This is a genomic window from Solwaraspora sp. WMMD937, from assembly GCF_029581175.1.
Taxonomy (GTDB): domain Bacteria; phylum Actinomycetota; class Actinomycetes; order Mycobacteriales; family Micromonosporaceae; genus Micromonospora_E.
Genome location: NZ_CP120738.1, coordinates 2,173,837 through 2,199,401, shown reverse-complemented (window position 1 = coordinate 2,199,401; position 25,565 = coordinate 2,173,837). Strand labels below are relative to the sequence as shown.

At 72.2% G+C, this 25,565-nt stretch carries 25 protein-coding genes and 1 pseudogene; 6 read left to right on the top strand and 20 right to left on the bottom strand.

The window, feature by feature from the left end; translation table 11 throughout:
- Window positions 1-63 precede the first annotated feature (63 nt).
- The 12 genes from O7621_RS09500 to eno form a co-directional block, all read right to left on the bottom strand.
- Window positions 64-627: a hypothetical protein gene (locus tag O7621_RS09500; protein WP_282233628.1), complete on the bottom strand. Its 564-nt coding sequence runs from the start codon at window positions 625-627 to the stop codon at window positions 64-66.
- A complete protein-coding gene (locus O7621_RS09495) occupies window positions 624-2,039 on the bottom strand; it encodes a DUF58 domain-containing protein (RefSeq protein ID WP_282233627.1) in 1,416 nt (471 codons plus the stop codon). Before O7621_RS09495 ends, O7621_RS09500 begins: the two co-directional genes overlap by 4 nt.
- A 16-nt stretch (window positions 2,040-2,055) precedes the next feature.
- Entirely contained in the window at window positions 2,056-3,093 is a 1,038-nt protein-coding gene (locus O7621_RS09490; protein ID WP_123606009.1) for a MoxR family ATPase, read from the bottom strand.
- The gene (locus tag O7621_RS09485; protein ID WP_282233626.1) at window positions 3,090-3,674 is read right to left on the bottom strand and encodes a hypothetical protein; all 585 of its coding nucleotides are present in this window, start codon (window positions 3,672-3,674) and stop codon (window positions 3,090-3,092) included. The genes O7621_RS09490 and O7621_RS09485 overlap by 4 nt, the downstream gene beginning before the upstream one ends.
- A complete protein-coding gene (locus tag O7621_RS09480; RefSeq protein ID WP_282233625.1) occupies window positions 3,667-4,416 on the bottom strand; it encodes a DUF4129 domain-containing protein in 750 nt (249 codons plus the stop codon). Before O7621_RS09480 ends, O7621_RS09485 begins: the two co-directional genes overlap by 8 nt.
- A 47-nt stretch (window positions 4,417-4,463) precedes the next feature.
- Complete coding sequence (locus tag O7621_RS09475) at window positions 4,464-5,198, bottom strand: uracil-DNA glycosylase (protein ID WP_282234523.1); 735 nt, start codon at window positions 5,196-5,198, stop codon at window positions 4,464-4,466.
- A gap of 92 nt (window positions 5,199-5,290) precedes the next feature.
- Entirely contained in the window at window positions 5,291-5,998 is a 708-nt protein-coding gene (locus tag O7621_RS09470; protein WP_278173881.1) for a dienelactone hydrolase family protein, read from the bottom strand.
- A 141-nt stretch (window positions 5,999-6,139) separates the two neighbouring features.
- Window positions 6,140-7,126, bottom strand: coding sequence for a Ppx/GppA phosphatase family protein (locus O7621_RS09465; protein WP_282234522.1), 987 nt, complete (start codon window positions 7,124-7,126; stop codon window positions 6,140-6,142).
- An 86-nt stretch (window positions 7,127-7,212) separates the two neighbouring features.
- On the bottom strand, window positions 7,213-7,740 hold the full coding sequence (locus tag O7621_RS09460) for an amino-acid N-acetyltransferase (protein ID WP_282233624.1): 528 nt from the start codon (window positions 7,738-7,740) through the stop codon (window positions 7,213-7,215).
- Between the two features lie 9 nt (window positions 7,741-7,749).
- Window positions 7,750-8,280: a DUF501 domain-containing protein gene (locus tag O7621_RS09455; RefSeq protein ID WP_282233623.1), complete on the bottom strand. Its 531-nt coding sequence runs from the start codon at window positions 8,278-8,280 to the stop codon at window positions 7,750-7,752.
- Window positions 8,277-8,963 (bottom strand): septum formation initiator family protein, encoded by a 687-nt coding sequence (locus O7621_RS09450; protein WP_282234521.1) that lies wholly within the window; start codon window positions 8,961-8,963, stop codon window positions 8,277-8,279. The genes O7621_RS09455 and O7621_RS09450 overlap by 4 nt, the downstream gene beginning before the upstream one ends.
- 138 nt (window positions 8,964-9,101) lie before the next feature.
- Window positions 9,102-10,385, bottom strand: coding sequence for a phosphopyruvate hydratase (gene eno / locus O7621_RS09445; RefSeq protein WP_282233622.1), 1,284 nt, complete (start codon window positions 10,383-10,385; stop codon window positions 9,102-9,104).
- A gap of 215 nt (window positions 10,386-10,600) precedes the next feature.
- Between eno and O7621_RS09440 the strand changes: the two genes are divergently transcribed.
- Together O7621_RS09440 and nudC are read left to right on the top strand one after the other, a co-directional pair.
- A complete protein-coding gene (locus O7621_RS09440; protein WP_282233621.1) occupies window positions 10,601-11,311 on the top strand; it encodes a hypothetical protein in 711 nt (236 codons plus the stop codon).
- A gap of 10 nt (window positions 11,312-11,321) precedes the next feature.
- Entirely contained in the window at window positions 11,322-12,188 is an 867-nt protein-coding gene (nudC, locus tag O7621_RS09435; protein WP_282233620.1) for an NAD(+) diphosphatase, read from the top strand.
- Here nudC and O7621_RS09430 read toward each other — a convergent pair.
- The 4 genes and pseudogenes from O7621_RS09430 to O7621_RS09415 all read right to left on the bottom strand — a co-directional run bounded on the left by O7621_RS09430 (window position 12,174) and on the right by O7621_RS09415 (window position 16,319).
- Window positions 12,174-13,790, bottom strand: a complete 1,617-nt coding sequence (locus tag O7621_RS09430; RefSeq protein WP_282234520.1) for a DUF885 domain-containing protein — start codon at window positions 13,788-13,790, stop codon at window positions 12,174-12,176. The genes nudC and O7621_RS09430 overlap by 15 nt on opposite strands.
- Before the next feature lie 144 nt (window positions 13,791-13,934).
- A pseudogene (locus O7621_RS09425) lies at window positions 13,935-14,108 on the bottom strand (PLP-dependent aminotransferase family protein); the annotation flags it as partial.
- A gap of 295 nt (window positions 14,109-14,403) precedes the next feature.
- A complete protein-coding gene (locus O7621_RS09420; RefSeq protein ID WP_282233619.1) occupies window positions 14,404-15,618 on the bottom strand; it encodes a Brp/Blh family beta-carotene 15,15'-dioxygenase in 1,215 nt (404 codons plus the stop codon).
- Window positions 15,615-16,319, bottom strand: a complete 705-nt coding sequence (locus tag O7621_RS09415; RefSeq protein ID WP_282233618.1) for a bacteriorhodopsin — start codon at window positions 16,317-16,319, stop codon at window positions 15,615-15,617. Before O7621_RS09415 ends, O7621_RS09420 begins: the two co-directional genes overlap by 4 nt.
- A 236-nt stretch (window positions 16,320-16,555) precedes the next feature.
- Here O7621_RS09415 and O7621_RS09410 point away from each other — a divergent pair, with 236 nt between their 5' ends.
- Window positions 16,556-17,152, top strand: coding sequence for a signal peptidase II (locus tag O7621_RS09410; RefSeq protein ID WP_282233617.1), 597 nt, complete (start codon window positions 16,556-16,558; stop codon window positions 17,150-17,152).
- Window positions 17,153-17,168: 16 nt separating this feature from the next.
- Here the strand turns inward: O7621_RS09410 and O7621_RS09405 are convergent, their stop codons facing one another.
- Genes O7621_RS09405 through mfd form a run of 3 tightly spaced genes read right to left on the bottom strand, consistent with a single transcriptional unit; the run spans window position 17,169 to window position 22,598 of the window.
- Window positions 17,169-18,197, bottom strand: coding sequence for a MazG family protein (locus O7621_RS09405; RefSeq protein WP_282233616.1), 1,029 nt, complete (start codon window positions 18,195-18,197; stop codon window positions 17,169-17,171).
- Window positions 18,194-18,877 (bottom strand): hypothetical protein, encoded by a 684-nt coding sequence (locus O7621_RS09400; RefSeq protein WP_282233615.1) that lies wholly within the window; start codon window positions 18,875-18,877, stop codon window positions 18,194-18,196. The genes O7621_RS09405 and O7621_RS09400 overlap by 4 nt, the downstream gene beginning before the upstream one ends.
- A 13-nt stretch (window positions 18,878-18,890) precedes the next feature.
- The gene (gene mfd / locus O7621_RS09395; RefSeq protein WP_282233614.1) at window positions 18,891-22,598 is read right to left on the bottom strand and encodes a transcription-repair coupling factor; all 3,708 of its coding nucleotides are present in this window, start codon (window positions 22,596-22,598) and stop codon (window positions 18,891-18,893) included.
- Window positions 22,599-22,750: 152 nt separating this feature from the next.
- Here mfd and O7621_RS09390 point away from each other — a divergent pair, with 152 nt between their 5' ends.
- Window positions 22,751-23,494, top strand: coding sequence for a cyclase family protein (locus tag O7621_RS09390; protein ID WP_282233613.1), 744 nt, complete (start codon window positions 22,751-22,753; stop codon window positions 23,492-23,494).
- A 63-nt stretch (window positions 23,495-23,557) separates the two neighbouring features.
- On the opposite strand, the gene O7621_RS09385 is transcribed toward O7621_RS09390, so the two are convergent.
- Window positions 23,558-23,932 (bottom strand): hypothetical protein, encoded by a 375-nt coding sequence (locus O7621_RS09385; RefSeq protein WP_282233612.1) that lies wholly within the window; start codon window positions 23,930-23,932, stop codon window positions 23,558-23,560.
- Window positions 23,933-24,144: 212 nt separating this feature from the next.
- Between O7621_RS09385 and O7621_RS09380 the strand changes: the two genes are divergently transcribed.
- Both O7621_RS09380 and O7621_RS09375 read left to right on the top strand, forming a co-directional pair.
- Entirely contained in the window at window positions 24,145-24,369 is a 225-nt protein-coding gene (locus O7621_RS09380; protein WP_278173860.1) for a winged helix-turn-helix domain-containing protein, read from the top strand.
- Between the two features lie 54 nt (window positions 24,370-24,423).
- On the top strand, window positions 24,424-25,389 hold the full coding sequence (locus tag O7621_RS09375; RefSeq protein WP_282233611.1) for a DUF559 domain-containing protein: 966 nt from the start codon (window positions 24,424-24,426) through the stop codon (window positions 25,387-25,389).
- Window positions 25,390-25,565: the final 176 nt, after the last annotated feature.

Genomic DNA, 25,565 nt, shown 5'->3' with positions numbered 1-25,565 from the left:
CTGTGTGAGCCGCCGCACGCCGGCCGGTCAGCGGCGCCGGCCGATCACGCCTCCGCCGGCCCGTCAGCGGCGCCGGCCCAGGGTGGCGAGCAGGGCGACCGCGCCGACCGCCACCACCAAGCCGGCCAGCACCGCGAGCAGGAACGGCTGACCGGCGGTCCGGCCGGCGGCGGTGATCAGCAGCACCACCAGCACCGCCGAGGCGAGCAGCACCGCCGCCACCCGGGTGGACCAGCGCACCACGACCTCGGGAGCCAGCACCACGTCGTACGGCACGGCGGCGGCCAGCGCGGCGAGACTGTGGGTCAGGTACAGCAGCGCGCCGACCGCCAACAGCCGCCACAGCTGCACCGGGGTCCCGTAACCGGTGGTGGCGAGCACCCAGCCGCCGATCCCGACCAGGATCGTCACCGTCGGCGCGTGCCCGCGCGGCGCCAACGCCGGCAGTAGCGCGACGGCGAGCAGCGCCGGGCCGGCCCGGCCGAGGAAGACTTCGGCCGGGTACGCGAGCCCGAACGCGAGCAGCGCGGTGACCGCTACCACGCCCCGCAGCAGCACCGGCGCGAGGGTGACCCGGGTGAATCCGGTGCGCACCGCCGCCACCCGGTCCCGGATCGCGGTGATCATCGCAGCACCGCCTTCGGCGCCGACGCCAGCCGGGCCACGTCCCGCAGCACCTGGTCGAGGCTTCCAGCCCCGGCCCAGGTCACCACCGGTACGCCGTGTTCACGCAACTGTCCGACGGTGTTCTCCCGGTCCAGCCGCCACAGCCGGTACGCCACCTCGGTCCACTGGCCCTGCCGGGGCGGCGGCGCCACCGTGGTGGGCAGCGTGTCGACCGCGACGACGATCCGCCCCGAACGGGCCATCCGGGCCAGCATCTCCGCCGAACGCGGGTCCACCAGGGGGGTCAGCACCACGACCAGCGCATCCGAGGAGAGCAGCTGTGGGCCGAAGACCTGGTCGTACGGTTCGTACGGGGTGGGCCGCACCTCGACGTCGAGCAGCCACTCCAGGACCGTCAGGTACTGCCGGCGACCGGTGGCCGGGCGGAGCCGGCGGGCCGTCGGCCCATACTCCAGCATCGACACCCGGTCACCGCGGTGCAGGTAGTGTTCCGCGATCGCGGCCGCCGCCCGGACCGTGGTGTCCAGCACCGACGCACCGCCGGACACCCCACCGGAGCGACCGACCTCGGTGAGGACGTCCAGCAGCAGCACCACCTCGGCGTCGCGGTCGGACAGGGTCGCGGCGACGTGCAGCTGTCGGGCCCGCAGCGACACCCGCCAGTCGATGCGGCGCAGCCGGTCGCCGGGGCCGAAGATGCGCACCCCGGCCAGTTCACCGCCCTCCCCCGGCCGACGCGAGCGGTGCCCGCCGACCAGCCCGGCGGCGCGGGGCATCGCCTCGTCGGCGTGGAACGGGTCGATCACCGGGTAGACCGGCACCCGGACCGGTTCGGCGACCACCGGCCGGCAGGACAGCAGCCCGTCGCAGGCGATCGCCCGCGCGGCGACCGGCCCGACCGGCTGCCGGCCCCAGCGCAGCGCCACCCCGGACAGTTCGAAACCGGCCGCCGAGCCGGTCGGCACCGCCAGACCGAACGGGCGGTCCGGCACTCCACCACTGGGACGGGGTCGGGCCGCCGCCGCCAACCGTTCGAGTACCAGCAGCTGGTCGCCGCCGGGTGACGGGTCGATCGAGATCGGCGCCAGCACCCCGACCTCGTCGATGCGCAGCCACGGCGACACCAACGCGCGTACCACCACCAGGTCGTAGTCGGCGTCGGCCGGGTTGGCGGCGGCGGCCCGGGCACCGACCTGGCCGCCCTCGACGAGGTTGGCGTCGACCGCCCCGAGGTCCAGCACCGGTGCGGCGGCCGGCCGGCGGCGCAGCGCGTACGCGGTGCCCAGGGCGAACGGGGTGGCCAGGGCGACCAGATCGACCCGACCGAGGATCACCCCGGTGATCAGCAGCAGCCCGGTGATCAGCACCGCCCGGCCCAGCGCCCGGGTCGGCTGCCATCGCGTGGCGGTCATGACACGCCGCCGCCGGTCACGGTGCCGCGCGGCGGCCGGCCGCCGCGTTGCCCGGTGGGCCGAACCCGCCGCCGTAGCTGGGCAGCGCGCCGCTGGCCGGAGCCGGGGTCTGCGCCAGCACCTCGCCGACCACGAAGGACGGATCCACCCGGCGCAGCCACATCTCCGGCCGCAGGGTGATCCGGTGTGCCAGTACGGGGGCGGCGACCTCCTTGACGTCCTCCGGCACGACGAAGTCCCGGCCGGCGAGCACCGCCTTGGCCCGGGCCAGCAGCAGCAGCGCCAGCGAACCCCGGGGCGACGCTCCGACCAGGACCGACGGGTGTTCCCGGGTGGCCGCGGTGAGGGCCACGATGTACCGGCCGATGGAGTCCTCGACCACCACGTTCTCCAGCGCCGCCTGCATGGCCCGCAGCCCGGCCGCGTCGACCACGGCGGCCAGTTCGGTCTCCTCCTGGCGGCGGGAGATGCGCCGACGCAGCACCTCCCACTCCTCCTCGTGGGTGGGGTAGCCGAACGACACCCGTAGCAGGAACCGGTCCAGCTGTGCCTCGGGCAGCGGGTAGGTCCCCTCGTACTCGATCGGGTTGGCGGTCGCCAGCACGTGGAACGGCGCCTCCAGCCGGTAGGTGACCCCCTCGACCGACACCTGCTTCTCCTGCATCGCCTCCAGCAGCGCCGACTGGGTCTTCGGCGGTGTCCGGTTGATCTCGTCGGCGAGCAGCAGATTGGTGAACAGTGGACCGGCCCGAAAAGTGAAGTCGGCGCTGCGCTGGTCGTAGAGGAACGAACCGGTGACGTCGGCCGGCAGCAGGTCGGGGGTGAACTGCAGCCGACGGAAGTCCAGCCCCAACGCCTGGGCGAACGACCGGGCGGTCAACGTCTTACCCAGCCCGGGCAGGTCCTCCAGCAGCACGTGCCCACCGGCGAGGATGCCGGCGAGGACCAGCTCCAGCGCGTCCCGCTTGCCGACCAGCACGGTGCCGACCGAGTCCAGTACGGCGTGCGCGAGCCGGCTGACCTCGGTGGTCGGGGCTGCCACCACGTCGTTCATATTTTCTCCAATTGGCTGACGAACACCGCGCAGTCCTTTGCCGACGGCTTACGCCGGGCCGGGGTGTTCAGGAAGTTCCACAGTTCGTCCCCGCAGATCTCCCGGGCCCGTTGCGGGTCGGTGGCCCGGGTCAGCCCGTACCGGTGCCGTAGCCGCTCGTCGACCAGCTCGCCGAGCACCGGCAGGGTCACCTCGGTGAACCGGCCCGCGTCGCCCTGACCGGCCCGCAGCCGGCGCTCCCACCGGCCGACCGCCTCCCGCAGGCCGTCCTCGCCACCGAAGACGTAGCTGCCGTCCTCCGGGTCGGAGCCGACCCGGCGCAGCTTGACCGGGGGCGGGGCGGCGACCGACCGTACGGTGCGGCGCAGCACCACCAGCGCGAGGCAGCCAGCGAAGACCGCCTCGACCGGCACCGTCAGGCCGAACAGCCGCAGCCCGAGCAGGACAGCAGCGGTGCCGGCGGCGGCCAGCGCCAGCGCTGTCAGCCAGGACCGGACCCGACCGGGTGCGCGACGCTCGCGGGGCGGCGCCTCCTCGTCGTGGTAGAGCAGGTCGTCGATGCTGGTCTGCGGGTCACTCACCGGCCGGCCCGCCTTCGCCTTCGCCGGGGCCGACTGCGGCGGTCAGCTCGGTACGCAGCCGGCGCAGCGCCCACCGCGCCTGCTCCCGGGTCCGCTCGTCGACGTCGTGCCGGGCGTAGCGGGCCTCGCGGTAGACGCCCGCGAACGCCGACAGCACCTCGGCGCTGATCTCGTGCCCGGCGAGCAGCCGGGTGACCAGGTCGGTCGGGGTGTCGCCGATCTGACGCGGAGTGCCGGCCGCGGCAGCGGCCTGCTCCAGCCGTACCCAGCAGGCGATCACCGCCCGGCGCGGGTCGGCGTCGGCGGCGGAGAGCTCGACCAGGCCGGCGTCGACGGCGGCGACCACTTCGGCCGTGCCGGCCGGGCCGGGCCCTGCGGTGCTCCGGCGGCGGATACCGACCGGGCTCGACCGGGGTCGGCGCCGCACCACGTCACGCAGCAGGGTCCACAGCAGCAGTCCGGCGACAACCAGCACGACGAGGCCGCACAGCGCCCCGGCGAGCAACGGAACCCAGGACGGAAGCTGCTGCTGGTCGGCGGCGGCGAAGTCGTCCGGCGGTGGCTGGTAGGTCGGCGCCGTCTGCGGCTGCTGGTAGTCCGGCAGCGCGGGGATGTCCCGTTCGACGGTGGCGTCGGTGCGGCCGACCGGCAGGGTGGAGTTCGCCGCCGCGACTGCGGTCAGCGCGAGCAGTACGGCGACGGCGGCGAGTGGCCACAGCCTGCGGATAGCCGCGGATTCCATTGCCGGCGGGTGCCCCCTCGAGTCCTCCAGTGGTCGTCTCGGCCCGGTCAAGTCCGCCCCGCCAGGCGATTCACCTCGGTGAACACCTCGTCGAGCATGGCAGGAGTGAGCCGTCCGGTGAACGTGTTCTGCTGGCTGACGTGGTAGCAGCCCAGCACGTCGGGCACCGCCCCGCCGCCCGACCAGTGTGCCCCATGGCCGAACACCGGCCTGGGTGTGGGCGGTCGTCGCCCGTACACCCGGCTCATCGCCGGCCACCACGCGGCCCAGGCGAATGCGCCGAGCGCGACCACCACCCGCAGCGTCGGCCTCAGCAGGGCGATCTCCCGGTGCAGCCAGGGCGCACAGGTGTCCCGTTCGGTCGGGGTGGGGCGGTTCGCCGGCGGGGCGCAGCGGACGGCGGCCACCACCCGGGTGTCCGACAGCCGCAGACCGTCGTCGACGGCGACACTGGTCGGCTGGTTGGCCAGTCCGGCGCGGTGCAGGGCGGCGAAGAGCACGTCGCCGGAGCGGTCGCCGGTGAAGATTCGGCCGGTGCGGTTGCCGCCGTGCGCAGCCGGTGCCAGCCCGAGTATCGCGATCCGGGCGTCCGGCGGCCCGAAGCCGGGCACCGGACGGCCCCAGTAGGTCTGGTCACGAAACGCCGCGCGCTTCGTCGCGGCGACCTCTTCCCGCCAGGCGACGAGGTTCGGGCAGGCCCGGCAGCCGGCTATCGCGTGGTCCAGTGCCGGCAGGTCCGGCACCCGCGCCGCCGCGCTGGTCACGTCGGCCGCGCTGGTCACGTCGGCTGCGGTACCGGTCACCACGGCTCCTTCCGACGTCGGTCGGCCAGCGGACGACGCACCGCGAGACCGCGACCGGCCGGCCGTGGGCGTCAGCCGAGTCGGGTCCGGAACATCTCCAAGGTCCGCGCCCAGGCACGCGTCGACGCGTCGTCGTCATACGACTCCGGCCGGTCGTCATTGAAGAACGCGTGCCGGGTGCCAGGGTAGTCGTAGACCACGCAGCCGCCGCCGGCCGCCTCGATGTAGCCCTTGGCCTGCTGGATCCCGTCGGCGGCGGAGGTGCCGTCCTGCTCCGAGCAGTGGATCATCGCCGACTTGCCGGCGTAACCCGCCCAGTCGGGACGCATCCGCTCCCACGGCAACGCCGGATAGAACCCGGCGGTGGCGACGATCCGCCCGGTCAGCGTGGCCGACCAGAGCGCCAGGCTGCCGCCAGCGCAGAAGCCGACCGTACCGACGGTGTCGCCCGCCGACTCGGCCCGGCCGGCCAGGTACTCGGCGGCGCCGGCGATGTCCTTGGCCGCCTGGTCCATCGCCAGGCCCATCAGCAGCCGGCGGGCGTCGTCCGGCTCGGTCGCCTGTACACCGTGGTAGAGATCGGGAGCGAGGGCCACGAACCCCGCCTCGGCCAGCCGGTCGGCGACCGCGGTGATGTGCGGCACCAGCCCCCACCATTCCTGGATCACGATGACCGCAGGTGCGGCGCCCGCCGCGCCGCCCTCCCCAGGTGCCGGTGGCAGGGCCAGGTATCCCTCGCTGGTCCCGCCGTTGCTGCGGTAGCTCACCATCTCGCCCATGGGGGTCCTCCTGTCGGTCAGTCATCGTTGGCTGGCGCGCAGTGGGGCACGTGTCCGGGTAGCCTGACACGCGCCGTGGGGCCGGGGAAGGCGCGCGGAGGGTGGCGTACGCCTCTTGGTGAGCTGCAGTACGTCTGCTGGTCACCGCAAGCTCAGGCAGATCCCGTCCAGAATGTCGTGCTCACTGGCCACCACCGACGACACGTCGGCGCGTTCCATGACGATCCGCAGCACCAGGGCACCGGCGGCGATCACGTCGGCCCGGCCCGGGTGCATCACCGGGATCCGCAGCCGCTGCCCGACCGGCATGGCCAGCAGGTCGGCGGTCACCTCGGCCACCTGGTCGTAGCTGATCCGGGCGTGGTGCAGCCGGTCCGCCCGGTAGCTGTCCAGCCGCAGCGCGATCCCGGCCACCGTGGTCACCGACCCGGCGAGCCCGACCAGCGTCGGCGGCGGGCCGGACCGGTCCGGCCCCAGCACCACCGACAACGCCTGGTCGACCGCCGCCGCGATGTCGCCTTCGGCGGCGGCGATCTGGGCGACGGTCGGCGGATCGGCACGCAGGTGCCGCTCGGTCATCCGCACGCAGCCGACGTCCACCGACACCGCCCGGTGCACCGTGTCGGCGCCGACGACAAACTCGCTCGACCCGCCGCCGATGTCCACCACCAGGTACGGTGCCGGCGCGGTGGCGGCCAGCCCACCGACCGCCCCGGCGAAGGTGAGCCGGGCCTCCTCGGCGCCGGTCACCACCTCCGGGGTCACTCCGAGGGTGGCCTGCACCATCGCCACGAACTCGTCGGCGTTGCCGGCGTCGCGGCTGGCCGAGGTGGCGCACATCCGAACCCGCTCGACACCGTGCTCGGCCAGCTCGGCGGCGTACCCGGTGAGAGCCTGTCGGGTCCGTTCGATGGCCGCCGGGGCGAGCCGGCGGGTCCGGTCGACGCCTTCCCCGAGCCGGACGATCTCCATCCGGCGGACCACGTCGGTCAGCGGCGCGGCGACCGACCCAGCCGGCGAGCCGGCTTCCGGGGCCGAGCCGGTCCCGGATTCTGCTGGCTGCCGCAGGTCCGGCAGGTCCGCGATCAGCAACCGGACCGCGTTGGTGCCACAGTCGATGCCCGCCACCCGTGTCGCCACACCGGACACCGTACCGGGTGCGCAGCCGCTGCCGGGCCGGCGGCCGACACCGTCGGGCCCGGGTGCGTCGCACGTCAGCGCAGGTGCAGCAGCATCCGGGTGTTGCCAAGCGTGTTCGGCTTGACCCGCTCCAACCCGAGGAACTCGGCGACGCCCTCATCGTACGAACGCAGCAGCTGCTCGTACACCTGGGCCGGCACCGGGGCCCCGTCGATCTCGACGAACCCGAAGCTAGCGAAGAACCTGGTCTCGAAGGTGAGCACGAACACCCGGGCCACACCCAGCTGACGCGCGACGGCGAGCAGCTCCGTCACGATCCGGTGCCCGATCCGCCGGCCCCGGCACTGCGGGTCGACCGCGACGGTACGGATCTCCGCCAGGTCCTCCCACATCACGTGCAGCGCGCCGCAGCCGACGATTGCCCCGTCCGCCGACCGCTCGGCGACCCAGAACTCCTGGACGTCCTCGAACAGCGTGACCGTGGCCTTGCTGAGCAGTCGACGGTCCGGGCTGTACAGGTCGATCAGCCGGCGGATGCCCCGTACGTCGCGGGTCCGGGCCCGCCGGACGACCAGGCCGACGTCGGATCCGGGTTCCGTCACGCCGGTCACCTAGTCCGACTCCCGAGGCGGTACGCAGGGGCCACCGGCCCACCAGGGGCCGATCAGCTTCCGCACCCGGTCGCCGATCGGGTTGACGCCGGGGCCGACGGCGAGCGCGTGACCCAGGTGGACGTGCAGGCACTTGACCCGGCCCGGCATGCCGCCGGCCGACACTCCGGCGATCTCCGGGACATGGCCGATCGCCTCCCGCCGGGCGAGGTAGTCCTCGTGCGCCGCCCGGTAGTCGGCGGCGAACTCGGGATCCTCGGCCAGCTCGGCGGCGTACTCACGCATCAGTCCGGCCGATTCGAGCCGGCTGCAGGCCGATGTCGCCCGGGGGCAGGTGAGATAGAACAGGGTCGGGAACGGCGTGCCGTCGGCGAGCCGGGGCACCGTCTCGACCACGTCGGGCAGTTGGCACGGACAACGGTGGGCGACCGTCCGGGTGCCGCGCGGCGGCCGGCCGAGCTGCGCGGCGACCGCCGCGAGATCGCGTTCGTCGGCTGCTTCACTCACCGATTCGTTCACCGGTTCACTCACCGAGAAATGCCCTCCGCGTCGGCGGCCTGCACGCTCGACCAGAGCGTGTCGTACCACGGGCCCGCCGGGCCGTCTCGTTCGCCGGCCGGCTCGACCGGCTCGCCCGAGTCGCGGGCGGCGCCGTCCGGATCGTGCAGCACCAGCAGCGGAACCTCGCCCGGATAGACCATGTAGAACCGGCGCTTCGCTTCGATCCGGATGAAGTCCGGGTCCTGCCAGCGCTCGGCCTGCGCGTTGAGCTCGGCGATCCGCTCGCGCTGGGCCTGCTGGGCCTGCTCGATGCGGGCGATGTCGGACTGCTGGGCCAGGTAGACCCGCACCGGATAGGTGTACGCCAGCGCCAGGGCGACCAGCACCACCAGCAGCACGGTCGCCCGGCCGGTGAACCGGTTGGGCTGCGGCGCGGTGGTCCGCTTGACCGGGCCGCCGGGCACCCGGCGGCCGGGAGCCGGCCGGCTGGCCGGGCGACCCGGGTCACCGGAGCGGCCCGCAGCGGAGCGGGGCGCAGCGACCCGGTCGGCACCCGCCGACCGGGTCGCTCTGCCGCGCTGGTCGGCCCGCGAGCCGCTGTCGGAACCAGTGTCGCGGCCGGCGAGCCGCAGTGGCCCGCGCGAGCCGGACCGGCCGGGCTGTCCCGGCCGGCGGGCCGGGCCCTGACCACTCGGTGTGCGCCGTTGCGGCACCGTCGTCACACCCCTCCCCGGGCGGTTGGCTGTACGGGACCGGTCGGGTGCGCCGGCGGCTGGTCGAACCGTCGGCGCGCCGGGACCGGTCGGACCGGACCCGGTCACCAGGACCGGGCCGGTCGAACCGGCGGGACGCTAGGCGGAACGGTACCTCGGGAACGCGCCGGCCCCGGCGTAGCGCGCCGCGTCGGCCAGCTCCTCCTCGATCCGCAGCAGCTGGTTGTACTTGGCCACCCGCTCGGAGCGGGCCGGTGCGCCGGTTTTGATCTGACCGCAGCCGGTGGCTACCGCCAGGTCGGCGATCGTGGTGTCCTCGGTCTCACCGGACCGGTGGCTCATCATGCAGCGGAAGTTGCTGCGGTGGGCCAGCTCGACCGCGTCGAACGTCTCGGTCAGCGAGCCGATCTGGTTGACCTTGACCAGAACGGCGTTCGCCGCCTGCTCGGCGATGCCCCGGGCGATCCGCTCCGGGTTGGTGACGAACAGGTCGTCGCCGACGATCTGAATCCGGTCGCCGAGCGCGGCGGTCATCGCTGACCAGCCAGCCCAGTCGTCCTCGCCCAACGGGTCCTCGATGGACACGATCGGGTACTCGCCGACCAGCTTGGTGTAGTAGGCGACCATCTCGTCGGAGGTCTTGCCGGCGCCTTCGAAGACGTACGCGCCGTCGCGGTGGAACTCGGTGGCGGCGACGTCGAGCGCCAGCACGATGTCGGTGCCGAGCTGGTAGCCGGCGGCGCCGACCGCCTCGGCGATCAGGTCCAGCGCGGCGGCGTTGGTGGGCAGGTCCGGGGCGAAGCCACCCTCGTCACCGAGGCCGGTGGCCAGGCCCTTCTTCTTCAGCACCGACTTGAGCTTGTGGTAGACCTCGGCACCGCAGCGCAACGCTTCCCGGAAGGTCGGCGCGCCGATCGGGGCGATCATGAACTCCTGCACGTCGACGTTGGAGTCGGCGTGTGCGCCGCCGTTGAGGATGTTCATCATCGGCACCGGCAGCAGGTGGGCGTTCGGCCCGCCGAGGTACCGGAAGAGGCTCAGCTCGGCGCTGTTCGCGGCGGCCTTCGCGACCGCCAGGGAAACGCCGAGAATGGCGTTCGCGCCCACCCCGGACTTGTCCGCGGTGCCGTCCAGATCCAGCATCTTCTGGTCGATCAGCCGCTGCTCGCTCGCCTCGAAACCGACCAGCTGGTCGACGATGCGCTCCTCGATGTTGGCCACCGCCTGCTCGACGCCCTTGCCGGAGTAACGGTCCGCGTCGCCGTCACGCAGTTCGATCGCCTCGAAGGCCCCGGTGGATGCGCCGGACGGCACCGCAGCGCGAGCGATGGTGCCGTCGTCAAGCCCGATTTCGACCTCGACGGTCGGATTGCCGCGCGAATCGAGAATCTCCCTGGCGACGATTCCCTCGATGGTAGCCACTGTGTCGCTCCTCGTGATCAAGTCCCGCAAGGCCGCGACGGTGCGGCCGACCGTTCCGGTGGCAGCGTATCGGGCGACGGTGACGCTGCGGGCGCAGGCTTCCGAAACGCGGGATGTACGCGTCGGGAACCACCCGGATCCGGCATCGATCTTATTTTCTGACATTGATGGCAATCGGTTTGCGGTGGGTGGACAGGATCGGTCACCCTGTCACCATGCGTGCAACGGAGAACCGGTTCCGCCGCGGCGCAGCGGCCACCGCCGCCGGCACGCTGCTGCTGGTCGCCGGCTGCCAGACCATCGCCGACGCCGGCCAGACCATCGAGCCGGCCGACCTGGTCAACGAGCTGGCCACCCGACTCGACGGGGCCAGAGCGTTGACCTACTCGGCCGAGTACCAGCTGGTCGGCGGGGCCAGTGCCAGCATCGTGCAGGCGCAGACCCCGCACCGTACGGCGTACGTCTACCCGGGCGGCAAGCTGATCGTCACCGACGAGACCACCACCGAGTGTGACACCGATGACTCCCCGCCGGTCTGCACCCTGACCAGCGGGCCGTCCCCGTCCGCCCAACCAGATCCGGAGCTGTTCACCGACGCCAACGCCGGCGGCCTGGTCACCCCACCGGTGGTGATCACGCTACTCAACGCCACCGCGCTGGATCCGGCGGCCGTGGTGAGCCAGAACGACACCACGATCGCTGGCCGACACGCCACCTGTGTGCAGGTCAGCCAGGTGCAGGGGGCGGCGGCGTCCCGGTTCGACGTGTGTGTCACCACCGAGGGCGCGCTGGGCAGCTTCACCGGGGTGGTCGATGGACAGACCGTCGAATTCGCGATAAGCCGGTACAGTGACACTGCCGACGAGACCGCCTTCACGCTCCCCCACGGAGCACGGTCCGTCGACCGTCGACCCGGCCCCGCGTAACGGGTTGCCCGTGGCCGATCCGGCCCCGCCCAGCGATCCGGCCCCGCCCAGCAGATTCGTTCCCGACGCACGGGTGGGCCGGGGCGCCGACCCGGCCGATCCGTGTCTGGTGGTGGCCGGCCGCCGGCTGCTGGTCGGCGCCGACGGCGGACTACCGTCGGTGGCTGATCTTCCGGCCAACACCGAGTGGGTGCCGCTGGGCAGCCTGGACGGCACCCGGGTGTGGGCAGCCGGCCTGCCCGCCGTCGACGACCAGCTCGGCGGCTGGCGGAGCTGGCCGGCGATGGCCGGTGAGCTGGGTGAGCCACTCGCCGCGCTCGCCGGACGCGCTCTGCAGGTGATCACCTGGCGGCGTACCCACCGGTTCTGCGGAGCCTGCGCCACCGAATTGGTCGAGGTGCCTGGCGAGCACGCGCGCCGCTGCCCCGGCTGCGACCTGTACGTACCGATGCAGCTCTCCCCCGCCGTGTTGGCCGCGATCACCCGCAGCCCCGGCCCCGACGGTGACGAGTTGCTGCTGGTTCGGCACACCTACGGGCCGACCGCCGTCTGGGCCCTGGTCGCCGGGTTCGTCGAGGCCGGCGAGACGCTGGAGGAGGCGGTGCACCGCGAGGTCGCCGAAGAGGTCGGCCTCGACGTGCACGAGGTGGACTACTTCGGCAGCCAGCCGTGGGCGATGTCCGGCCCCGGCGTGGTGCTCGCCGGTTTCACCGCCCGCGCCGGGCCGGACGTCGAACCGGTCGTCGACGGCCGGGAGATCGCCGAGGCCCGGTGGTTCGCCCTGGACGACCTGCCGGCCGAGCTGCCGGCAACGTACTCGATCTCCCGCTGGCTGATCGAACACCAGCGGGGCGGCGGCCGGTCAGATCGACATTAGCGCCGGCAGATGCCGTGGCGGCGGGGAGCCGTGCGACAGCATCGCGTCGTGCCACTGCCGGGCCGGTACGCCGGCTGGCCGCGCCGCCGCCACCTGTGCCACTTCGGCGTAGCCCACGAAGTACGTGGACAGCTGGGTGGAGGTCAGCAACGCCCGACGCCACTTGCCGGCCGCTTCGCCCTCCTCCTGGAAGCCCCGACCGGTCATCAGTGCCATCGCCTCGGCCTGCGGCAGCTCCGCGCAGTGCGTCAGCTGGTCCAGGATCGCGTTGATGGTCATCCGCAGCTGCATCTTCAACTGTTGCAGCCGTACCGGCAGGCCACCGAACCCGGCGTGGACCATCATCTCCTCGGCGTACACCGCCCAGCCCTCGACGAACGGCCCGGACCGGCCGACCGCCCGCGCCCGGGTGGTGCCGAGGAACCGGCGAGCGTGCGCCAACTGCAGGAAGTGCCCCGGCATCGCCTCGTGCACGGTCAGGTTACGCACCATGTGGTCGTTGTACTCGCGGTAGAACGACTCGACCCGCTCGGCGGGCCAATCCGTCGGCGTCGGCGCGATGCAGTAGAACGTCGGCACGTCGGCTCGCTCCAGCACCCCGGGCGGGTCGCAGTAGGCCACCGCGACGCCCCGGGCGAACTCCGGCATCTCCTGGATCACGCACCGGTCGTCCACCATCGACACCAGATCGTGGGCGGCGACGAACTCGGTGGTCTCCCGCATCGCGGTCTGCGCCAGCGACACGATGGACGAGTCGTCCGGATGCTCGGCGGCCAGCCGGGCCAACGCGGTGCGTACCGTGTCGTCGGTGGCCGGCCCACCGGTCAGCTCGGCCGCCGCCGCCCGGATCTCGCCGGTTACCCGCTCCAGATTCGCCCAGGCCCGGTCCAGCACGTCGGCGGCGGTCAGCTCGGTGTCCAGGGTGTGCCACAGTTGAGCCTCCCACAGCCGCCGGCCCAGCCGTGGGTCCCGCCGGTCGACGTCGCGGTCCAGGCTGTCGCGAAGCCAGCCGGCGAACTCGTCCAACGCGAACGCCGCCTCGGCCGCCAGCGGCTCGACCTTGTCCCGCAGCCCCGGCTCCTCGGCCAGCAGCCCCGGCACCTGGTCGCGAACCAGCGCGGCGGTGCCGGCGAACTGGCCGGCGGCGGTCTCGGCGTGGATCGCCGGCACGCCGCGCAGCGTCTCGCGCGCGGTGGCCAGCACGTCCGGTACGGCGCCGAGCCGCCCGGCCAGGCTGGTCAGCCGCTGCGCGGCCGGCGCGAACGGGCGGGCGATCAGCCCGTGCAGCAGCGGCCCCGGGTTGTAGACCAGCGGATTCCACTCCCGGGCACGCACCTCGGTCAGCTCGAACAGCCGCCGGTCGACGATCGCCGACAGGATCGCGTGATCCACCCGCTCCTGGGTGGACAGTGTGTCCGCGTCCACCTCGGCGAGCGCGTTGGTGGCGTCCAGCAGCATCGTCGCGGTCGCGGCGACCCCGTCGACCGACAGGTCCGGCAGCCGGTCGTCGTGGCGGTGGTCACCGGCCGACGACGCCAGGGCCGGATCGCTGGCCAGCAGCGCGTCGATGATGCGTTCAGCCAGAGGTACGAACGACGCCATGCCACCGACCCTAGGCCATCCCACCGACACCGACGCGGAGACCGGGCTGGCCTCGGGCCATTCGCCAACCGCTCCGTCACGCGATACGGCTGACACCGGTCCGCCGAGGTCGGCCGCTGTTTTGCCGGCCAGCACCGCCGGCCCAAGATCCGGCGGTACGCTGAACCAGCCCAGCCGCATCCCAGGCGCCAGGGCCTTGCTGACCGAGCCGATGTACGCCACCAGGTCCGGGGCCAGCCCTTGCAGGCAGCCGACCGGGTCCCGGTCGTAGCGGAACTCGGCGTCGTAGTCGTCCTCGATGATCAGCCGGCCGGTACGCCGGCTGGCGATGCTCGGCCCGCTGCTGCGCGGCTGCCGCCCGGCAGCCCGGCTGGTGCTTGCCGCCGGCATCGTGGTCGTCGGTACGGCGACCGTCCACGGCGCCGGCACCGCCGATGCCGTCGGGCTGACCGCCTGCGCGGGGGCGCTCGCCGGCGAGGTGGCGTTCTCACTGCTCGCCGCCGCCCTGCTGGACCGGCTCGGGGCGGTACGGGTCTCCGCGTACAGCTGCGGCTTGGCCGTGCCGATGTTCGCGCTGGCCGCGCTCGTCGCCGGAGAGGCGAGCCGCTGGCGGCTACCGACGGCGGCCGAGACGGCGGCGCTCGGCTACCTGGCGGTGATGCTGACCGTGGTGGCGTTCCTGGCCTGGTTCACCGGGCTGCGCCGGCTCGGAGTGGAACGTGCCGGCATGTTCATCGGTGTGCTGCCGATCGCCACCCTCGTCTCGGCCGCTCTGCTCGATCGGGAACCACCGTCGGCCGGGCAGAGCCTCGGCGTACTGATCGTCGCGGCCGGCCTCGCCATCGGGCTGGGTCGAGTTCTGCCGGCCCGGCAGCCCTCGTGCCGGACAGTCGACGCCGCGCCGGTCGAGCCAGAGCACCAGCAGGGCGTGCGGTGCGGTTAGCCCGGCCAACACCGCGAAGCCGGTGGACAGCCCCACCTGCGGCGTGGCCGAGACGGCGAACGGCACCAGGACAGCCAGTACGGCTCCGGTAGGGACCGCCGCCTGGGCAGCGAACCGCCACAGTGCCGGACCGAGCCGGCCGGCGGCCAGGGTGGCAGCGTTGCCGGGGTCGGCCAGCAGCAGCCGGGCCACATGCCGCACCGAGTGACCCGCCGCGAAGTAGGTGCCGAACGCCCACGCAGGCGGCACCAGCACGAACACGGCGATCAGCAGCCCGAGGTATCCGGCGTCACCGCGCCGGCCAGCCCGCAGGTCGTCGACCATGGTGGCGACCACCGCCGCGCCGGCAAGCACGACGGCACTCACCCGGACCTCGCTGTTCAGCAGGTACGCCGAACCGGCACCGATGCTCTCCAGCAGCGGATCAACGTGGTCCGGCCAGAGCGTCAACGGCAGCAGCACCGGCGGCGCTCCGTAGGCGAGCACGGCGTACGGCCGAGGCGGTGTTCGTCGCGCGTCCCGTTGCCGGTGGAACGCCTCGTCGCCGGTGCCGAAGTGGACGACCGCGACCATCAGGAACACGACGAGCGCCGGGCCGGGGACGCGGTAGCAGATCCACCAGACGAGGACTGCGAGGCAGACGTACCCGACGAGCAGACCTGCCCGTGCTCGCCATTCGTCGGCGGCGGGTTTCAGCCAGGCCGGCACCAGATGGTCGACGGCACCGTGGGGTAGGCCGAGTAACAGCCCCACCAGCAACGGTAGCGTGGAATCGGCCGTTGATGTCGGGTGGCTCAGCGCCGGGAGTTGGATCAGCAGCACCACGCCGAACGCCGGGACGACGACCCGCCCGGCCCGGCGCAGCAGCCAACGGTCGGCACTCAATGCACGACGTGCAGCGCATCCCGGTTGGCGAACAACCGCAGCCGCCCCAGGTCGAGCGCGCTCCACACGATCTTCATCAGCACCGTGAGGACCACGAACACCGCCGTCGTGGTGGGCTCGTCGAACACGCCTAGACCGGCTGGTCCCACCAGCCAGACCAGGGTGAAGCCGAGCCACAGTGCGCTGAGCAGCACGGCCAACTGGTCGAAGTGAGTCCGCATGTGGTCCGGCTGCTGGGCTGCCGCTCTGCGCAGCGGCCCCCAGATCACGACATAGTTGGCGCCGAGCGCGAGCACGCCGACGCCGTAGGCGAGGTACCGCGTGGTCGGTTCGAGCGCCAGGTCCCCGACCAGTCCGCAGAAGATCATGGGAACGCTGGTCACTACCACGAGGGCCACCAGGTCGGTCCTCCTGCCGGCCGACGCATGCGTTCCGACCAGCACCAGCGCGTAACCGAGCAACGGTGCGGTGACGATCCAGTCGGCGTAGTACCCCCAGTGCACGGCATGGTCGCCGACCGTGGTCAGGGCGCCGCCAAGCGCCATCACCGCGTGCCAGATGGCAGACCAGATCAGGATGACGATCGCGAGCAGGTACACGGCGACCGGGACGCCCTTGGGCTCGCGCATCCAGCGGACGAAGTACAGCACGGCACCGAGCGCGACCACCACGAAGGACCACAACCACAACTGCGACACCACGAACCCTCCGCAGTCAGGAAGCCCGCCGGAAACCTCTTCCCAACGGTATCCCCTTTCTGCGCCCTTGGTAGCTGTTCGCAACATCGGCCGACCTGCCAGTTGCACCGTCCACCTAGGCTTGAGTCGTGCAGGCGGAGCCAGTGGCGTACTCCGACCCTGCCGGGCAGGGTGCGGGGTTCGGGGAGCCTGTCGACGCGGCTGTGCACTTCCGGGCAGCGGTGGGAGAATCACCGATCATGAGCGATCGGGCCGGCACCGACGAGAGCATCCACGAACCGACTGACGGCGGTACGGCAGCACGCGCGCCCCGGCGGCAGCGATGGACCGAGCGGGCTCCGTGGCTCGCCTTCGCAATCGCCGCCACGGTGCTCGTCGTCGACCAGTTGACGAAGATGTGGGCAGAGGCGACGCTGACCCGGGGCGAGCGAACCCCGCTGATCGGCGACGCCCTCGGCATTCAACTGATCTACAACCCGGGTGCCGCTTTCTCCTTCGGCGAGAACACCACGTGGATCTTCACCGTCGCCGCCGCGATCGGTGTCGGCGTGACCGCCTGGTTCGCGTGGCGGGCCCGTTCTCGGGCCTGGGCGACAGCGCTCGGCCTGGTGCTGGGTGGGGCGTTCACCCATCTGCTGGACCGGCTGTTCCGGAAGCCGTCGTTCGGGCAGGGCCACGTCGTCGACTTCATCGCGTACTTCGACTGGTTCATCGGCAACGTCGCCGACATCGCGCTCTTCTTCGGCGTCGTCACGTTCCTGACCCTGGAGCTGCTCGGCATCCGGCTGCGCCCGGAGGCCTCCGAGCCGACGACCGGTGACGGTGCCGACCGGTGACGCCACGCGACCGCCGTCACCCGGCCGCGGCGCGGACGGCGGCGGCGTACGCGAGGGCCGCCCGGCGTAACGCGCCTTCGGCGTCCAGGCCGTCGGCTCGGGCCTGCGCGACCAGCGCAAGCAACTGCGCGCCGAGCCGCGTCGACGGATCCGCCGCACCGTCCGGCTCCAGGTCGGCCGCGTCCGGCTGCGGCAGCGGTACGTCGACCCCAGCGCGTCCAGCCCGGCGCAGCACCTTGTCGGCCAGTGACAACGCCGGCTGGGCGAGCACGATCCCGTCCATCGGTGACGGAATGCCACCCGCCCCGGAAGCGACACCCGACGCGGCCCGTTCGGCGGCCTTGATCCGCTCCCAGTTGTCGATGATCTCATCGACGTCGGCCACCGCGACACCGGCGAAGACGTGCGGGTTGCGGCGGATCATCTTCGCCACCAGGCCTCCGGCCACGTCGTCGACGTCCCAGCGTTCACCGTCCGGCAGCTCCTGGGCGAGTCTGGCGTGCAGCACCACCTGCAGCAGCACGTCACCCAGCTCGTCGCGCAGCGCCGTCAGGTCACCGGCGGAGATCGCGTCGTACGCCTCGTAGCTCTCCTCCAGCAGATACCGCGCCAGCGAGTCGTGGGTCTGCTGCCGCTTCCACGGATCGCCGCCCGGTGAGACGAGCCGGTCGATCACCTCGACCGCGTCGAGCAGCCGGGCGCCGGGCGGATCCCAGGAGCCGTACATCAGCTCCAGCTCGGCCAGGGCGGGCTCGCGGGCCAGCCGCAGACCCAGCCGGCGGGCCAGGTCCTCGTCACCGGCCGGACCGGCCAGCCACACCGCCGTACCGTGCTCGGCGGCGGCCGCCAGCAGCGTCTCCTCAGCCGACTCCGACTTCGGTGCCGGCACAGTGACAGCGCCACCGGCGACGCTGACCGCCGCGGCCAGCTCACTGTCCACGGCGGCGAACACCGGAAACCGGCGTACGACGTCCCAGGCCTGCGCGGTGAGCAGCCCGGCCGGCAGCCGGGGCGAGGTGACCAGCAGGATGATCCGGGGGTTCACTGCCGTTCGGAGACCGTGCCCGAGTCGCCGTCGCCCAGCGGGATGCCGACCGCGATCACGTTGCCCTGAGGGGCCTGGAAGCTGAGCACCGGGAACTCCAGTGGGCGGTACCGCGGGTTGACCGTGACGTCCTGTTCGGCGACCGCGTCGGCGAGCGCGTCGCGGGCGGCCAGCGAGGAGCGCAACTGCTCACCGTCGAGCTGGCCGGCGGCCTCCTCGTCGGTGACCTCGTCCGGGATCACCCCGGCGGCCCGGCCCTTCTCGACCAGGTCGAACAGCTCTTCCTGGGTCGGCTGCACCTGGCCGCCGGCCTGCAGGCCGACGATACAGGTCCAGGCCTGCGAAGCCGTCTGCCCGTACTCCGATGCGGGCGGCAGACCCAACTGCTGCGGGGAGACCGGCTGCGCGCCGCCCGGCACATCGAGCTGGGCGCAGACGTCGGCGAGCACCAGAGCGCTGACCACCTGCTGCCGAGTCGGCAGCAGCGGGGCACCCTGCTGGCCGGCCTGCTCGCCGAGCTGGTCGGCCATGTCGTCGATGAGGCTGGTCACCTGCTCCTCGGTGTACTGCTCGTCGCCGACGTAGGCGGCGACCCCGGGCTGCGACCGGCAGGCGGACAGTGCGGCGACCCCGACCAGGGCAATGACGGTGATCGACGCCAGGCGACGGACACGCTGCATGGACGACACTCTCTCACGCACCCCTGCCGGCCGGTGCACCGACCCGGGCACTGTCCGTCGACAGTACGGCACCCGTGGTCGGCGGGTCACCGAGCACGTCGCGCAGCAGCTGGGCGCACCAGTCCAGCAGCGCCTGGTCGCGCAGCGGCTCGCCCCCGATCCGCCGGGTCGTCGGCCGAGGCACGCTGACCTGGTCGGCGGCCGACTTGTAGACCGAGTCCGGGTGGTAACGCTTGAGCCGCAGCTGCTTCGAGTCGGGCAGCACCAGCGGGGCGAACCGGACATGCTTGCCCTGCATCGACACGTCGGTCAGCCCGTACGCCTTGGCCAGCAGCCGGAACCTCGCCACCGCCACCAGGTTGCCGACCTGCGCCGGTGGTTCGCCGTACCGGTCGGTCATCTCGGCGACGACCTCCTGCAGCGCGGCGGCGTCGCGGGCCCCGGCAAGCTTGCGGTACATCTCCAGCCGCAGCCGCTCCACCCCGATGTAGTCGTGCGGCAGGTGCGCGTCAACCGGCAGGTCGACCTTCACCTCGGCGGCCTCGGCGTCGTCGGGCGCCTCGCCCTTGAAGTTCTGCACCGCCTCGCCGACCATCCGCACGTACAGGTCGAACCCGACTCCCTCGATGTGGCCGGACTGCTCACCGCCGAGCAGATTGCCGGCGCCCCGGATCTCCAGGTCCTTCATCGCCACGTACATGCCGGCGCCCAGCTCGGTGTGCTGGGCGATGGTCGCCAGCCGCTCGTGGGCGTGCTCGGTCAACGGCTTCTCGCGCGGATAAAGGAAGTAGGCGTACGCCCGCTCCCGACCCCGGCCGACCCGGCCGCGGATCTGATGCAGCTGGGCCAGGCCGAGCAGGTCGGCCCGCTCCACTATCAATGTGTTCGCGTTCGGGATGTCGATGCCCGACTCGACGATCGTGGTGCAGACCAGGACGTCGAAGTCCTTCTCCCAGAAGCCGACCATCACCTTCTCCAGGGCGTCCTCACCCATCTGGCCGTGCGCCACCGCAACCCGCGCCTCCGGCACCAGCTCGCGCAGCCGCCGCGCAGCCTTGTCGATCGACTCGACCCGGTTGTGCAGGTAGAAGACCTGGCCGTCGCGGAGCAGCTCGCGGTGGATCGCGGCGGCGACCTGCTTGTCGTCGTACGCCCCGACAGCGGTCAGCACCGGATGGCGCTCCTCCGGTGGGGTGGCGATCGTCGACATCTCCCGGATACCGGTGATCGCCATCTCCAGGGTGCGCGGAATCGGCGTCGCCGACATGGTCAGCACGTCGACCGAGGTGCGCAACGACTTCAGGTGCTCCTTGTGCTCCACCCCGAACCGCTGCTCCTCGTCGACGATGATCAACCCGAGCGCCTTGAAGCGAGTGGCCGACTGCAGCAGCCGGTGGGTGCCGATGACGATGTCGGCGGTGCCCTCGGCTGCCATGGTCAGCGTCTGCTCGGTCTCCTTCGGGGTGGCGAACCGGGACAGCTGCCGGATCTCGACCGGGAACTGGGCCATCCGCTCGGCGAACGTGTTGAAGTGCTGCTGGGCGAGCAGCGTCGTCGGCACCAGCACCGCCACCTGCTTGCCGTCCTGCACCGCCTTGAACGCCGCCCGTACCGCAATCTCGGTCTTGCCGTAGCCGACGTCGCCGCAGATCAGCCGGTCCATCGGGGTCGACTGCTGCATGTCGCCCTTGACCTCGTCGATCGCCGCGAGCTGGTCCGGGGTCTCGGTGTACGGGAAGGCGTCCTCCAGCTCCCGCTGCCACGGGGTGTCCGGGCCGAACGCGTGCCCCTTGGCTGCCTTGCGGGCCGCGTACAGCTGGATCAGCTGGGCGGCGATCTCCCGGACCGCCCTGCGGGCCCGGGTCTTGGCCTTCTGCCAGTCCGAGCCGCCCATCTTGTGCAACGTCGGCTGCTCCCCGCCGACATAGCGGGACAGCTGGTCCAGCTGGTCGGTCGGGACGAACAGCCGGTCGCCGGGCTGGCCGCGCTTGGCCGGCGCGTACTCGATGACCAGGTACTCCCGGTCGGCGCCGTTGACCTTGCGCTGCACCAGCTCGACGTAGCGGCCGATACCGTGCTGCTCGTGCACCACGTGGTCGCCGGCGCGCAGCTCCAACGGGTCGATGGTGTTACGCCGCCGGCTCGGCATCTTGCGCATGTCCTTGGTGGACGCACCCCGACCGCCGCTGATGTCGGCGCCGGTGACGATCGTCAGCCGGGCCCGCTCGGCGACGAAACCGTTGCCGAGGCTGCCGCAGGTGACGACCAGCTCGCCGGGGGTGGGCGCGGTCGCCAGGGTCTCGACGAGCGTCGCGCCGAGACCGGCGTCGCGCAGCACGCTGACTGACCGCTGTGCCGGCCCGTGCCCCTCGAAGACCAGCACCACCGACCAGCCGTCGCCGGTCCAGCGTTTGAGGTCGTCGACGACCCGAGCGGTCTCCCCGTGGTACAGCGGTGCCGGGACGGCGGCCAATGCCACCGCGTCGCCAGTGTCCGGGCTGACGCTCACCGGGGCCAGCGCGTCCTCCCATGGCTGCGCGCCTGCTGTGTCGGTGTCGGTCGCCGTGTCGGCTTCGGCCAGGCCGAACGGGGACAGCGTCCACCACGGCTGGTCGAGCGTGGCGGCCACCGCGCGTACCTCGGCGAGGGTGCGGAAGGCTGCTGCGCCCAGGTCGATCGGGGCCTGGCCTCCGACGGCGGCCGCAGCCCAGCTGGCTTCGAGAAACTCCGCCGAGGTACGGACCAGATCGTGGGCCCGGGTACGGATCCGCTCCGGGTCGCAGAGCAGTACGTGGGTGCCGGCCGGCATGCAGTGCAGCAGCAGCTCCATGCTGTCGGTGCCGTCCAGCAGGGCCGGGGCCAGTGACTCCATGCCTTCGACCGGGATGCCCTCGGCCAGCTTGTCCAGGATCTCGCCCAGCTCGGGATGCTGCTTGGCCAGCTCGGCGGCCCGCTGGCGTACCGGGTCGGTGAGCAGCAGTTCCCGGCACGGCGGTGCCCACAGCCGGTCGACGGCTTCGATGGTGCGCTGGTCGGCGACGGCGAAGGTGCGGATCTCCTCGACGTCGTCGCCCCAGAACTCGACCCGGGACGGGTGCTCGTCGGTCGGCGGGAACACGTCCAGGATGCCGCCGCGAACCGCGAACTCACCGCGCTTGGTGACCAGGTCGACCCGTGCGTACGCCATCGAGACCAGCCGGTCGACGACCTCCTCCAGGCTGGCCGCCCGGCCCGGTGCCAGCTGGACGGGTTCCAGGTCACCGAGCCCTTTGAGCTGAGGCTGCAGCACGGAGCGGACCGGGGCCACGACCACCCGCAGCGCACCGGTCACCCCGCGCGCCGACTCGGCATCCGGATGGGCGAGCCTGCGCAGCACCTCCAGCCGCCGCCCGACAGTGTCCGAGCGGGGCGACAGCCGCTCGTGCGGCAACGTCTCCCAGCTCGGGAAGACCGCCACCTGGCCGGCCGGCAGCAGGTCACCGAGGGCGGCGGCCAGGTCGTCGGCCTCCCGGCTGGTCGCGGTGACCGCCAGCACCGGTCGCCCCGCCCCGCCCGCCTGCGCCTCGGCGGCCACCGCCGCGACGGTGAACGGACGCAGCGCCGGCGGCGCGGTGACGTCCAACCCGTCCTTTTCCGGCGTGGCAATCTCGGCCAGATCCCGTACCCGGGTCAGGGCGGGATCGGCGAGGGCGGCGCTGAGCAGGCCGGCGAGCGCGGTCATGGTTACAACCTCCGCGGTGGGATACGCCTTGCTGTGGTGCGCGCTTCGGCGGCGCGCACGCGACGACAACCCCACGCCCGGTCCGGGCGGGGGGTCAGGCCTACCAGCCTATCCGCCCACCGATCCGCCCTCACCCACTAACCTCGCCGGACATGGGCACACCGACCAAGAAACGGTTCGTCGAACTCAGCCACGTCGTCCGGGACGGTATGGTCACCTATCCGGGACTACCCGCTCCGGCGATCACCGAGTGGCTCAGCCGGGAGGCCTCGGCCGAGCGGTACGCGGCCGGCACCACGTTCCGGATCAACCAGATCACGATGATCGGCAACACCGGCACGTACCTGGACGCCCCGTCGCACCGCTGGTCCGACGGGGCGGACCTGGCCGGACTGCCGCTGGAGAAGCTGGCTGATCTGCCCGGCGTGGTGGTCCGGGTGCCGTCCTCGGTGCGAGCGGTGGACGCCGCGCTGCTGCGCCCGCACCTGGCCGGGGCTGCCGTCGCCGGCGACGCGGCTGCCAACGACGGCACGGCCGCCGGCGGCGCGGTGGCGGGGCGGGCGGTGCTGCTGGACACCGGCTGGTCGGCGCACTTCGGCACCGAGCGGTACGCCGACCCGGACCACCCGTACCTGACGGCAGACGGGGCGGAGCTGCTGGCCTCGGCCGGAGTCGCCCTGGTCGGCATCGACTCGATCAACATCGACGACACCGCACCCTCGGCCAACGGTGCCCGGCCGGCGCACAGCATCCTGCTGGCCGCCGGGATCCCGATCGTCGAGCACCTACGTGGGCTCGGCGAGCTACCGGCGTACGGGTTCCGGTTCAGCGCCGTACCGCCGATGTTCGCCGGGCTGGACACCGCGCCGGTCCGCGCGTACGCCGTCGTCGACTGACCGTACTGAACCTACGGTCGCCGACCGGCGACGCGCCGGCCTCGACCGTCAGCCGGCACCCCGTCAGGCTGCGCGGCGGCGTCGGGGCGCGACGTCGTCGCGCAGCAGTCGCGGGATGAGCCGGGTCAGGGCGAGCGCCTGCGCGCCGTCAACCGGCCACTGGTCGACGTCGTCACCGAGCCGAAATTCCCGTAGTACGCCGCCAGCCAGCAGCGCCGCCGCACCGGTCGCGCCGGTCGGCTGCCTTCGGGCCGCCTGCGCTGGTTCGGCCGGATCGAGTTGCCAGCGGCCGACGGCGACGTCCACGCAGGGGTGCACGTCGGCTGCGGGGACGCGGTGCAGGTGAGACGAGTGCCAGGCGGCGCTGTCGGGCGCGGTGGCGCAGTCGGCGCCGCGCAGACACCACGGCGGATGGGCACGCTTCGGTAGATTGCTCATGGGCCGGGGTCCTCTCCCGGTCAAGGCCCGGGAGCCTGGTGCGCCAACTCCACCCGGGCCGCCTACAAAGTCCTGCTCCACCCGGTTGCGAGCCAAGGAGAGCAGTACTGAGGTTACGACAGAGCGTCGACATTGTCGACACTGTCGACGTAATAGACGCTGTCGATCTTCAGTGGTCTACTTGGCGCTGCGAGCCAGGGAGACCAACCGACATGACCACGCCGAAGTACGAACGGGTGGCTTCCGCCATCCGAGCCCAGATTCGCTCAGGCGAGCTACGACCCGGTGACCAGCTGCCGACGACGCAAGGGCTCATCGAGCACTACGGCGTGTCGTACGGCTCGGTCAGGACGGCTCTGCTGATCCTCAAGGCCGAAGGTCTGATCGAAGGCCGCCAAGGCGAAGGTGTCTTCGTGCGGGAACAGTCGGATCGGTGACGTAACCGGCCGCCGGGGCAGCGGGAAGTCGTTCCTGGCCGGCAGGCTCTGCCGATGCCGGTCGCCGCCAGAATCCCCCGCGAGTTGAGGTTCGCCCCGTTCTCCGGCAGCCGAGCGGTGGCTGCCGGCCGGATCACCTGGCGAATGCTCCGCGGCCCTGCCTGGCAACGGCTGCTTCCCGACGTCTACGTGGAGGCAGCGTCGTACGACCCCGACGACCACCGGATGTGGTGCGAGGCGGTCGCGGTGAAACTGCCGATCGGCGGGGCGATCAGCGGGCTGAGCGCCGCGTACCTCTGCGGTGTCGACCTGCTTCCCCGCCGCAGCCCGGTGCACGTCACCCTGCCCCGATCGACTCGACCGAAACCCAACCGACAAATCGCGGTCACCTACGCCACGCTCGCTCCGACCGACGTCACGACGTTGTTCAACGACATACCGATGACCACCGAGGTGCGCACCGCGTTCGATCTGGGCAGGCTGCTGCCCCGCGCCGACGCACTCGCCGCACTCGACGCCATGTTGCACCGGCGCCTGCTGAGCCGCGAGGCCCTCACCCGCTACCTCGACACCAAAGCGGGTGCGCGCCTCGTTGCTCAACTGCGCGAACTCGTCGCGCTCGCCGAGCCGCTGGCCGAGTCGCCGATGGAGTCACGGCTCCGGCTCCTACTGCACGATGCCGGCCTGCCTCGCCCGACCCCACAGTACGAGGTGCGCCTTCCGCCGCCGGGGGTGGCGTCGCCGGCAGCGCGCCCCGGATCGCGAGGCCGCTTCATCGCCCGCGTCGACCTTGCTTACCCGCAGTGGCGAATCGCCATCGAATACGAGGGTGACCACCACCGGGAACGCATGACCTTCCGCCGGGACGTGACTCGCTACAACGCGCTGCAGGCGGCCGGCTGGTTGGTGGTGCGCTGCACGGCCGACGAGGTGCTCCGACAAAAAGAACAACTCGCTCATAGTGTCCGCCGGGCGATCGCCGGACGGTCGCCGACCACAGCTGACGCCAAGATCATGTGAGCGCTATGGACGTCTCGGCGACCCTGAGACGTCCATAGCGCTCACATGATCTTGCAGAGCGCGGACCCAACCTCACCCGGACAGCCGACAAGAGGGGCGGAAGCTCCGAAGAGCGCAGTAGGCGCAAGCAGCGAGAGGGGTTTTATAGGGACATTTCGGGACGGTACGCCGAACGT

Bases quoted from the DNA above. Each gene is read 5' to 3' on its own strand.
- O7621_RS09500 (WP_282233628.1), bottom strand. From the start codon at position 627: ATGATCACCGCGATCCGGGACCGGGTGGCGGCGGTGCGCACCGGATTC.
- O7621_RS09495 (WP_282233627.1), bottom strand. From the start codon at position 2,039: ATGACCGCCACGCGATGGCAGCCGACCCGGGCGCTGGGCCGGGCGGTG.
- O7621_RS09490 (WP_123606009.1), bottom strand. From the start codon at position 3,093: ATGAACGACGTGGTGGCAGCCCCGACCACCGAGGTCAGCCGGCTCGCG.
- O7621_RS09480 (WP_282233625.1), bottom strand. From the start codon at position 4,416: ATGGAATCCGCGGCTATCCGCAGGCTGTGGCCACTCGCCGCCGTCGCC.
- O7621_RS09470 (WP_278173881.1), bottom strand. From the start codon at position 5,998: ATGGGCGAGATGGTGAGCTACCGCAGCAACGGCGGGACCAGCGAGGGA.
- O7621_RS09440 (WP_282233621.1), top strand. From the start codon at position 10,601: ATGCGTGCAACGGAGAACCGGTTCCGCCGCGGCGCAGCGGCCACCGCC.
- O7621_RS09430 (WP_282234520.1), bottom strand. From the start codon at position 13,790: ATGGCGTCGTTCGTACCTCTGGCTGAACGCATCATCGACGCGCTGCTG.
- O7621_RS09410 (WP_282233617.1), top strand. From the start codon at position 16,556: ATGAGCGATCGGGCCGGCACCGACGAGAGCATCCACGAACCGACTGAC.
- O7621_RS09400 (WP_282233615.1), bottom strand. From the start codon at position 18,877: ATGCAGCGTGTCCGTCGCCTGGCGTCGATCACCGTCATTGCCCTGGTC.
- mfd (WP_282233614.1), bottom strand. From the start codon at position 22,598: ATGACCGCGCTCGCCGGCCTGCTCAGCGCCGCCCTCGCCGATCCCGCC.
- O7621_RS09390 (WP_282233613.1), top strand. From the start codon at position 22,751: ATGGGCACACCGACCAAGAAACGGTTCGTCGAACTCAGCCACGTCGTC.
- O7621_RS09385 (WP_282233612.1), bottom strand. From the start codon at position 23,932: ATGAGCAATCTACCGAAGCGTGCCCATCCGCCGTGGTGTCTGCGCGGC.
- O7621_RS09380 (WP_278173860.1), top strand. From the start codon at position 24,145: ATGACCACGCCGAAGTACGAACGGGTGGCTTCCGCCATCCGAGCCCAG.
- O7621_RS09375 (WP_282233611.1), top strand. From the start codon at position 24,424: ATGCCGGTCGCCGCCAGAATCCCCCGCGAGTTGAGGTTCGCCCCGTTC.